Annotated in this window: 2 protein-coding genes; both read left to right on the forward strand. The window is 35.7% G+C overall.

The features are described from left to right. Positions 1–1,473: IS21 family transposase (gene istA, locus Q7P22_RS13100; RefSeq protein WP_303864854.1), on the forward strand; the 1,473-nt coding region annotated here is incomplete at its 5' end. Further along, the gene (gene istB / locus Q7P22_RS13105) at positions 1,473–2,219 is read left to right on the forward strand and encodes an IS21-like element helper ATPase IstB (RefSeq protein ID WP_303864856.1); all 747 of its coding nucleotides are present in this window, start codon (positions 1,473–1,475) and stop codon (positions 2,217–2,219) included. The genes istA and istB, both read left to right, overlap by 1 nt. Positions 2,220–2,384: the final 165 nt, after the last annotated feature.

The following is a 2,384-nucleotide window of genomic DNA, read 5'->3' on the forward strand; positions in this document are numbered from 1 at the left end:
TCCCGTCAAAAGGTAACGAAGACTATTGATTTAGCCAAAGAAAAAGGACTAGTATGTCCACTGGATGAAGAAATGACTGATAAATGGATTGAAGACTTTCTTTTTCCTGAAAAATCATTTGAAGGATCAGGACGGCAACCACTAAACTTTGACTATATTCATAAGGAATTAGCGAAACCTAATGTTACATTATCTCTTCTTCACTATGAATATGAGGCTGAATGTAGGGTAAACAATAAAATCCCATACTCCTACAGAAGTTTTTTACGTCACTACAGTCAGTACGCAGCTAAGTATAAGGCAACCTTGCGAATCCGCAGAAAACCAGGCGAAATTATGGAAGTTGATTGGGCTGGTTCTACAGTATTTATCATTGATCGTGATTCTGGTGAAAAAGTAAAGGCATATATTTTTGTAGCTACACTACCATGTAGTCAGATATCTTATGCTGAAGCAACATTAGCCATGGATCTGCATTCCTGGATTTCAGTTCACAACAATGCTTATGAGTATTTTGGTGGTGTTACACAAATCATCGTACCAGATAATCTTAAGACGGGTGTAACAAAGCATACAACAAAAGAATTAGTCCTAAATCCCACCTATAAGGAAATGGCAAATCATTATGGCACCATTGTAATGCCAGCACGCGTTAAGGCACCTAAGGATAAACCGAGTGTAGAGGGGTCAGTCGGTACTATTTCGACATGGATTATAGCAGCATTAAGAAACACACATTGCTTTACGATTGATGAGTTAAATGAAAAAGTTAGAAAGAAACTTGATGAATTTAATCATAGACCTTTTACAAGAAAAAAAGGATCTCGTTTTTCAGCTTTTGAGGAAGAGGAGAAATTCGCACTTTCCCCTCTTCCAGCCACTTCATATAAAATGTCTGAATGGAGAACAGCAAAAGTGAGGCCAGACTATCATATTTCAGTCGAGAGCATGTTTTATTCTGTTCCATACGAATATATCAACAGACAAGTTGAAGTGAAGCTATCAGAGAGGTTTCTTGAAGTATTTTTCAATCATATGCGGATAGCCTCTCATAAACGATTATACGGGAAGTTTGGTCAATTATCTACTGTTCGTGATCATATGCCTGATAACCATAAGCTTTATGTAGACCAGACACGAGAATCAGCAATTGAATGGGCTGAAAATATAGGTCCTTCAACTTCAACTGTCATCCAATATATTTTAGACACATATCAAACTGAAAAATTAGCATTACAGTCCATTTTTTCATTAAAGAAATCTGAAAGACATTATACAAAATATGAAATAGAAAGAGCTTGTAAAATGGTAGTTTCGGCAACTAAACGCCCCACTGTTAAGAGTGTTCAAATGCTTTTGAAAAACAACAAGAAAAATGATGCTGAAAAAACATTAAAGCATAAGAAGGAAGTAAGTGAAAATAGTTATGGCTTCATACGAGGAGCTAGTTATTATGGAGGGGGAGACGAGTAATGAATGAACAAACCTTAAATAAATTATATGAGATGAAACTTACGGGTATGATGGAAGCTTACAAAGAGCAGTTAGGAAATAAAGAATTTCAGAAGATGGATTTTGAGGAGCGTCTATCATTGCTTGTTGATTTGGAATACTCACGACGTAAGAGCAATAAACTTCAAAGATTAATTAAATCAGCAACATTTATAGATTCTAAGGCCTGTATTGAGAATATCGAGTATTATGAAGATCGTAGATTAGACAAAGATTTGATCCTTAAACTAGCAAATGGTGTTTATATACACGATTGTCATAATATCATACTCAAAGGGCCAACAGGTTCTGGCAAATCATTTATAGCGACTGCATTTGGGGTATCTGCTTGTCGCCAATTTTACAAGGTTAAATATATACGTTTGCCAGAATTGCTAGACGAACTTCTACTTGCGAAACTATCGGCAGATGGAAGTTACCGTAAACTAATTAAAAAATATGCCAAGGTAAATCTTTTAATTTTAGACGAATGGTTACTGACTGAATTAACAACTGATGAGGCAACAATTTTATTGGAGATTACCGAATCACGTCATAAGGTAGCATCTACTATTTTTTGTTCTCAGATTGATCCAAGTGGCTGGCACACAAAATTAGGCAACGAAACAATTGCAGAGGCAATTTTAGATAGAATTATTCATGATTCTTATCAAATTTTGATTGACGGTGAAATATCTATGCGTGAACGGTATGGAATAGGTAAGTAAGGGCTCCACATTCTGAGTTAAATATAATAATCCCTTTAGTCTAATAATTTTATTAGGCTAAAGGGATTTAGTAGCTGGTAATGAGGTTGGCAGTGGGTGGTAAAAACTCTGTCATTCATTGGTAAAAAAGATGGCGTTAATGGTACGTTTAGCTGGCCGTAATCA

The organism is Alkalibaculum bacchi (genome assembly GCF_937875145.1).
Taxonomy (GTDB): domain Bacteria; phylum Bacillota; class Clostridia; order Eubacteriales; family Alkalibacteraceae; genus Alkalibaculum; species Alkalibaculum bacchi_A.